Source organism: Frankia sp. CcWB2, from assembly GCF_977927585.1.
This window is the reverse complement of record NZ_CDWRCM010000126.1, coordinates 2896-11171: the sequence shown is the minus strand read 5'-3', so window position 1 is coordinate 11171 and position 8276 is coordinate 2896. Positions and strand designations below refer to the sequence as shown.

The 8276-nt window shown below is 69.1% G+C and carries 6 protein-coding genes; 2 read left to right on the top strand and 4 right to left on the bottom strand.

All coding sequences use genetic code 11. The features are described 5' to 3' along the window. On the top strand, window positions 1-587 hold a 587-nt coding region (locus ACY45C_RS14035; RefSeq protein WP_462188050.1), incomplete at its 5' end, for a CorA family divalent cation transporter. A 154-nt stretch (window positions 588-741) separates the two neighbouring features. Further along, window positions 742-3342 (top strand): sensor histidine kinase, encoded by a 2601-nt coding sequence (locus tag ACY45C_RS14030; protein ID WP_462188049.1) that lies wholly within the window; start codon window positions 742-744, stop codon window positions 3340-3342. A gap of 32 nt (window positions 3343-3374) precedes the next feature. Here the strand turns inward: ACY45C_RS14030 and ACY45C_RS14025 are convergent, their stop codons facing one another. From ACY45C_RS14025 to kdpA, 4 genes are all read right to left on the bottom strand, one after another. Further along, window positions 3375-4073 carry a response regulator gene (locus tag ACY45C_RS14025; RefSeq protein ID WP_462188048.1) on the bottom strand — a complete coding sequence of 233 codons (699 nt, stop codon included), beginning with the start codon at window positions 4071-4073 and terminating at the stop codon, window positions 3375-3377. A gap of 96 nt (window positions 4074-4169) precedes the next feature. Next, complete coding sequence (locus tag ACY45C_RS14020) at window positions 4170-5066, bottom strand: potassium-transporting ATPase subunit C (protein ID WP_462188047.1); 897 nt, start codon at window positions 5064-5066, stop codon at window positions 4170-4172. Between the two features lie 2 nt (window positions 5067-5068). Beyond that, window positions 5069-7231, bottom strand: coding sequence for a potassium-transporting ATPase subunit KdpB (gene kdpB, locus ACY45C_RS14015; RefSeq protein ID WP_462188046.1), 2163 nt, complete (start codon window positions 7229-7231; stop codon window positions 5069-5071). Continuing rightward, on the bottom strand, window positions 7232-8276 hold a 1045-nt coding region (kdpA, locus tag ACY45C_RS14010), incomplete at its 5' end, for a potassium-transporting ATPase subunit KdpA (RefSeq protein ID WP_462188045.1).

The following is an 8276-nucleotide window of genomic DNA, read 5'->3' as shown; positions in this document are numbered from 1 at the left end:
ACGCAATCCTGGACCGGGTCGTCGACGATTACGCCCCGGTGGTGGACGGGTTGGTGAACGACATCGACGAGATCGAGACCGAGGTGTTCAGGGGAGATCCGGCGGTGAGCCGGCGCATTTACGAGCTGTCCCGTGAGGTCATCGAGTTCCAGCGGGCGGCCAAGCCGCTGCTGGGCATGCTGGACGCGCTGGCCGCGGGGTTCGCCAAGTACGGCGTGGACCCCGAGCTGCAGCAGTACCTGCGGGACGTGGCCGACCACGCGGTGGGCGTGGTGGAGCGGATCGAGGGGTTCCGCCAACTACTGGCGAACATCCTGACCGTCAACGCCGCGCTGGTCGGGCAGCGGCAGAACGAGGAGATGAAGACGCTGACCGAGTCGAGCCTCGCGCAGAACGAGGAGGTCAAGAAGATCTCGGCCTGGGCGGCCATCCTCTTCGCGCCCACCCTGATCGGCACTGTGTACGGGATGAATTTCGAGACCATGCCGGAACTGAGCTGGGAGTTCGGGTACCCGTTCGCGCTCGGCCTGATGGCCTTGGTGTCCATTATGCTGTACGTGATCTTCAGGCAGCGGCGGTGGCTGTGACCAGCGCGAGGAGGACGAGGGCGTCGGCTGGCCCACGTATCGTGAGGTTGCCGCCGGTGTGGATTGCACAGCCCGCTCCGGCTTCCTCGAACAGCCGGTTACGTATCGCCCCGCAGGCTCGTGAGCGGTGGCTCGTACGCGGAAACTGGGGCGTATGGCGAGCGGCAGACTGCGGATCTACCTCGGCGCGGCGCCGGGGGTGGGCAAGACCTACGACATGCTCTGTGAGGCTCAGCGGCGCAAGGCACGCGGAACGGACGTCGTGGTCGGGCTGGTGGAGACCCATGGGCGACCGCGGACCGCCGCGTTGCTGGACGGATTGGAGATCATGCCCCGCCGCACGGTCTCCTACCGCGGTGCCACCTTTACTGAGATGGACGTGGATGCGATCCTGGCCCGCGCGCCAGCGGTGGTGCTCGTCGACGAGCTGGCGCACACGACCGTCCCGGGGTGCCGGAACGCCAAGCGTTGGCAGGACGTCCACGAGCTGTTGAACGCGGGCATCGACGTGCTGTCGACGTTGAACATCCAACATCTGGAGTCGCTCAACGACGTCGTGGAAAGGATCACCGGAGTCCCGCAGCGGGAGACCGTGCCGGACGCGGTGGTACGCGCCGCCGAACAAGTCGAACTGGTCGACATGACACCGGAGGCGCTGCGGCGGCGGATGGCCCACGGCAACATCTACGGCCCAGACAAGATCGACGCCGCGCTGGGCAACTACTTCCGGGTCGGCAATCTGACCGCGCTGCGGGAGTTGGCACTGCTGTGGCTGGCCGACAAGGTGGACGAACAGCTCGATCACTACCGCACCGAGCGCCAGATCTCCGGCATCTGGGAGACGCGGGAGCGGGTGGTTGTCGCACTGGCCGGCGGCCCTGAGGGCGACACACTGATCCGCCGGGCGGCGCGGATCGCGGATCGCGCCAAGGGTGCGGACCTGCTCGCGGTCCACGTCACCCGATCAGATGGCCTGGCCGGTGCGTCGCCCGCGCATCTGGCCCGGCAGCGGGTGTTGGTGGAGAGCCTGGGCGGCAGCTACCACCAGGTGGCCGGGGACGACATTCCCATCGCGCTGCTGGAATTCGCCCGAGCGGAGAACGCGACCCAGCTCGTGCTCGGCGCGAGCCGGCGCGGCCGGCTGGCCCACATGATCGACCCTGGTATCGGCGTCACGACAACGAAACTGTCCGGGCCGATCGACGTGCACCTGGTCACCCACGAGGAGGTGGGCAAGGGGCGGCTGCTGCCCCGCCGGGCCCGTGGGCTGACCCTCCGGCGGCGGCTTGCCGGTGTCTTGGCCGCGGTCGTGCTGCTGCCGCTGCTGACCCTTGCGTTGACGCACCAGCGGACCGATCTCAACCTGACCAGCAACGTGCTGGGGTTCCTGATCGTGGTGGTCGCCGTGGCGCTGGTGGGCGGCCTGCTGCCGGCGTTGCTGGCCGCGCTTGGCGGCTTGCTGCTGCTGAACTACTACTTCATCCCACCAATACACTGCTTCATCATCGCCGAGAGTAACAACGTGCTCGCACTCCTGGCGTTCCTGGCGGTTGCGGTGATGGTGAGCAGCGTGGTCGACCTGGCCGCCCGGCGGACCAGCCAGGCGGTACGCGCTACCGCGGAGGCGGAGATGCTCTCGACCTTGGCCGGGAGCGTGCTGCGTGGCGAGCAGGCGCTGCCGGCGCTGCTCGCGCGGGTGCGGGAGACGTTCGGGCTGACCTCGGTCGCCCTGCTCGAACGCGCAGCCGAGGGCGGTCAGAACGGCGCCCACAAGGCAGACCGTCACGGCTGGCGGGTGGTCGACAGCGCCGGGCCCGACCCGTGCCTACGGCCGGACGAGGCCGACACGGAGGTACCGGTCAGCGAGAACCTGACGTTGGTCCTGCGGGGCCGGCCGCTGCCCGCGGCGGACCGCCGGGTACTCACCGCCTTCGCCGCGCAGGCCGCGGTCGCCCTCGAACAGCGGCGGCTGGCCCAGGTGGCAGCGGAAGCCGGGCCACTCGCCGAAGCGGACCGCACCCGCCGCGCCCTGCTCACTGCCGTCAGCCACGACCTGCGCAGCCCGCTCGCCACGGCCTCGGCGGCAGTCGCGAACCTACGCAGCAACGAGGTCGAGTGGAGCGCCGAGGAGCAGGCGGAACTGCTCGCCACCGCTGAGGAAGCGTTGGACCATCTGGCCCGGCTGGTGGAGAACCTGCTCGACATGAGCCGGTTGCAGGCTGGACGCCTGAGCGTGTTCCCCGCCCCGGTCGGGCTCGACGACGTGATTCCCGGCGTGCTGCGCGACCTGGGCCCGGCAGCTCGCGACGTGGCTGTGACGGTCCCGGACGACCTTCCGCTGGCCTACGCCGACCCGGCGCTGCTGGAACGGGTGATCGCCAACCTGCTATCCAACGCGACCCGCTATTCACCCCCGGGCCAGCTCCCGCTGATCACCGCTAGTGCGTTGCGCGACCGGATCCAGCTGCGGGTCATCGACCGCGGGCCTGGACTGCCCGCGGAGGACCGTGACCAGGCGTTCACGCCGTTCCAGCGGCTGGGCGACACCGACAACGACAGCGGCATCGGGCTGGGCCTCGCGCTCTCCCGGGGCCTGACGGAGGCGATGGGCGGCACCCTGACGCCGGAGGACACCCCCGGCGGGGGCCTGACCATGGTGGTAACGCTGCCGGTCGCGACGGTCGGCGGGTCCGCCCAGCCGGCGGGCGGTGCGGTCCTCAGATCGCGGGACGGTCAACAGACAACGAGGTCATAGTTTGACGATGAGGTCATGGCTGGACAACGAGGTCATGGCTGGAACCGGTAGCCCATGCCTGGCTCGGTGATGAGGTGGCGGGGCTGTGCCGGGTTGAGTTCAAGTTTGTGGCGCAGCCGGCCGATGTACTGGCGCAGGTAGTGGCTCTGCTCCTTGGGGGCGGGACCGCCGGCCCGGGGCAGCAGATCCCGGTAGGTCAGTAGCTTTTCGGGGTGGCGGACCAGGACGTCGAGCAGGTGCCATTCCGTGGGGGTGAGCCGGACCTCGGCGGGGCCGTCCGGGCGTGCGCTGTCGGGTTTGCGGGTGACGCGCCGTGCGTCGAGGTCGATCAGATAGTCACCCAGGGCGACGGTGAGCGGTTCGGTGGGCGGCGGGGTGCGCCGGACGACGGCGCGCAGCCGGGCGAGCAGTTCGTCGACCCGGAAGGGCTTGGTGACGTAGTCGTCGGCACCGGCGTCCAACGCTACGATCTTATCGCTGCTGCCGGCGCGCCCGGAGAGCACGATGACCGGGGCGGCGGTCCAGCCGCGCAGGGCGTGGATGACGTCGACGCCATCGAGGTCGGGAAGCCCCAGGTCGAGCAGGATGATGTCGGGTTCGTGTTCGGCGGCGGCGGCGAGCGCGCGGCTTCCGTCCGCGGCGACGGTGACCTGGTAGCCGCGGGCGCGCAGGGTGATGTGTAGCGCGCGGAGCAGCCGTGGGTCGTCGTCCACCACGAGCACGCTGGTCACGCGTCATCTCCCGGCAGTGAACCGGGCGGTACGGCAGGCAGGGCGCGAATCATCGTGAGGCCTCCGCCGAGGGTGTCCTCGGGGCTGAGCGTCCCGCTACCTGGTCGTCTTGTCGAGGGCCAGGTTCAGGGCGAGGACGTTGACCGTGGGTTCGCCCATGAAGCCCAGCGCCCGGCCGTCTTCGTGGTCGTGGACCAACGCGCGGACCGTGGCCGGGTCGAGGCCGCGTTCCTTCGCGACCCGGTTCACCTGCAGGTAGGCGTAGGCCGGGGAGATGTCGGGGTCGAGGCCGCTACCGGAAGCGGTGACCGCGTCCGCCGGGACCGGGTTGTCCGTGCCCTTACCCGGCCCCTTGATCGGCACAGTGATGCCGGCCGAGTAGTCCTCGCCGGGCTTGGTGCACTCGACCTTGACGCCCTGGTACGTGGCGACGAAGGGCGCGGCCGGGCACTCCTCGTTGATGCTGACGGCCCGGGTGACCGGTCCGGTGGTGCCGCCGGTCCGGAACACCGACAGGACCGCGCCGACGCCGTTCGCGGTGCAGAGGGGACGCCGGCCGTCGGCCCCTTCCAGGTCACCAATGGCCTTGCTGCGGGCGCAGACCTGGGTGAGCAGGCTCTGGCTGCTTTCGTCCTCGTCCTTGGTGGCCGGGTCGTCGAAACTGTCGACAATGTCTTCCGGGCCGAGGTTGGACGCGGACGTTGACGTCGGATCGTACCCGTCGCCGGCCGCCGACGGGCGGGACTGGAAGTATTTGGGGATCGGGTTGCCCTTGTCGTCGGTGAACAGTTGGCCGATCTCGGCTGAACCGACGATCTGGCCGCTGGCGTTCGTGACGAACGAGCCGTTCGCCTTGTCCTTCAGCCCGGGAAGCTGCGCAATGGCCGTGATGACCAGCGGATAGGCGATGCCGGTGAGCACGGTCAGCACGAGCAGTGCGCGGAAGGCGGCGAGATGCTGCCGCACGAAGGAGGGAAGTCGGGTCGCAGGCATGGTTACCGGGCTCCCGGGATGAACTGGATGACAAGGTCGATGAGTTTGATCCCGACGAACGGGATGATCAGACCGCCGACGCCGTAGATGTAGAGGTTGCGACGCAGCATCGCCGACGCGCTGGACGGAGTGTAACGGACGCCGCGTAGCGCCAGCGGGATCAGGGCGAGGATGACGAGCGCGTTGAAGATGACGGCGGAGAGGATCGCCGACTGCGGGCTGTGCAGCCGCATGAGGTTGAGCGTGTCCAGCCCGGGATAGATCGCCGCGAACATCGCCGGGATGATCGCGAAGTACTTGGCGATGTCGTTGGCGATCGAGAAGGTGGTCAGCGCCCCGCGGGTGATGAGCAGCTGCTTCCCGATCTCGATGATCTCGATCAGCTTCGTCGGGTTGGAGTCGAGGTCGACCATGTTGCCGGCCTCCTTGGCGGCCGACGTGCCGGTGTTCATCGCCACGCCGACATCGGCCTGGGCGAGCGCAGGGGCGTCGTTGGTGCCGTCGCCGGTCATTGCGACGAGCTTGCCGCCGGCCTGCTCTCGTTTGATCAGGGCCATCTTGTCTTCGGGCGTGGCCTCGGCGAGGAAGTCGTCGACGCCCGCCTCCTCGGCGATCGACCGGGCGGTCCGCGGATTGTCACCGGTGATCATGATGGTGCGGATGCCCATCCGGCGCATCTCGTCGAACCGCTCACGCATGCCCTGCTTGACGACGTCCTTGAGCTGGATCACGCCCAGGACGCGGGCCGTGCCGCCATCGGTGGCCTCGGCAACGACCAGCGGGGTGCCGCCGGAAGCGGAGATGCCGTCCACGATCTCCCCGGTCTCCGCGGGCACGGTGCCACCAAGATCTCGCACCCAGGTGATCACCGCGCTGGCCGCTCCCTTGCGCACCTGCCGGTTCGGCCCCCCATCGATCGCATCGAGGTCGACCCCGGACATCCGGGTCTGGGCGGTGAACGCCACGAACCGGGCGTGGCTGAGCTCGCCGGGACTACGCTCCCGCAGGCCGTAGGTGTTCTTCGCGTGCACGACGATGGAGCGGCCCTCGGGGGTCTCATCCGCGAGCGAGGACAACTGGGCCACGCTGGCCAGGTCATTCTCCGACGTGCCGCCGACCGGGACGAAGGCCCGCGCCTCCCGGTTGCCAATGGTGATCGTCCCGGTCTTGTCGAGCAGGAGGGTGTTGACGTCGCCGGCGGCCTCGACGGCCCGGCCGGACATGGCCAGCACGTTGCGTTGGACCAGCCGGTCCATGCCGGCGATGCCGATCGCGGACAGCAACGCGCCGATCGTCGTCGGGATCAGGCAGGCCAGCAGCGACACCATCACGATCCCGGACAGGCCGTCGCCGTTCAGCGCGCTGGTGTCCGGCACGCCCGGCAGCTGCGCCTTCGAGAAGATCGCCAACGGCTGCAGGGTCGCGACAGCGAGCAGGAAGGTGAGCGCCAGGGCGGCCAGCAGGATGTTCAGCGCGATCTCGTTCGGGGTCTTCTGCCGATTCGCCCCCTCCACCAGCGCGATCATCCGGTCGATGAAGCTCTCGCCCGGTTTCTGAGTGATCCGCACGACGATCCGGTCCGACAGCACCCGGGTGCCGCCGGTCACCGAACTGCGGTCACCGCCGGACTCCCGGATCACCGGCGCGGACTCGCCGGTGATGGCCGACTCGTCGACGCTGGCAATCCCCTCGATGACGTCGCCGTCCCCGGGGATGAACTGACCCGCCTCGACGACGACGGTGTCGCCCTGCCGCAGCCGCGGCGCGGGCACCTCCTCGAGCCGGCCGTCGTCGCGCAGCCGGTGGGCGATCGTGTCAGTCTTGGTGCGGCGTAGCGCGTCCGCCTGGGCCTTGCCGCGGCCCTCCGCAACCGCTTCGGCGAGGTTGGCGAACAACACGGTCAGCCAGAGCCAGACCGTGATCAGCCAGCTGAACGCGGTCTCGTCCCGAATCGCCAGGACAGTAGTGAACACCGCGCCGATCTCCACGATGAACATCACCGGGTTGCGCCACAGCGTGCGCGGGTCGAGCTTGCGCAGCGCGTCCGGCGTCGACCGCAGGAGCATCGTCGGGTCGAGCAGCCCCCCCTGTACCCGCCGGGGAGCCGGCGGCGGGGTCGGCGCGGGCGCCGGAACCGGCGTACCCGCAATGGTCGAGGTGGACATCTAGTGCAGACCCTCCGCGAGCGGCCCGAGCGCGAGCGCCGGGAAGAAGGTGAGAGCGACGATGATCACGGTGACGCCGACGAGCATCCCCACGAACTGCGGGCGATAGGTCGGCAGCGTCCCCGCGGTTTCCGGCACCGGCTGCTGTTTCGCAAACGATCCGGCCAGCCCCAACACGAAGACCATCGGCAGGAAGCGGCCGAAGGCCATCGCGAGGCCGAGCGCGGTGTTATACCAGTCGGTGTTCACCGTGATGCCGGCGAACGCCGAGCCGTTGTTGTTCGCCGCCGAGGTGAAGGCGTAGAGCACCTCGGACAGGCCGTGCGGCCCGCTGTTGAGCATCCCCGCCCGTTCCCCCGGCAGCGCCATCGCCAGGCCGGTGCCGACCAGCACGATGACCGGCATCGTGAGGAAATACAGCGAGGCGAACTTGATCTCTCGACTGCCGATCTTCTTGCCCAGGTACTCCGGCGTTCGTCCGATCATCAAACCCGCGACGAACACCGTGATCACCGCGAGGACCAGGATCCCGTAGAGTCCCGATCCGGTGCCGCCGGGCGCGACCTCGCCGAGCATCATGTTGAACAGCAGCGTCGCGCCACCCAGGCTGGTGTACGAGTCATGGAACGAGTCGACGGACCCGGTCGACGTCAGCGTCGTGGCCGTGGCGAACAGCGCCGAGTCCGGCACACCGAACCGGGTCTCCGTACCCTCCCGGGCCGCCCCGACGGCTGTCGGCACCGTGTCGTGGTGGATCGCCTGGAACACCTCGTTGGCTCCCAGACTGCCCAGCGCCAGCACCGCCATCACCGCGACGATCGCCAGCCCCTGCCGGGTGCTGCCGACCATCTTGCCGAACGTCCGCGGCAACGCGAACCCGATCGACAGCAGCAGGTAGATCTCGAACCAGTTCGTCCAGGAGGTCGGGTTCTCGAACGGATGCGAGGAGTTGGCGTTGTAGAAGCCGCCGCCGTTGGTGCCGAAGTCCTTGATGGCCTCCTGGCTGGCGACCGGACCCCCGGTGACCGCCTGCTCCCCCCCGGCC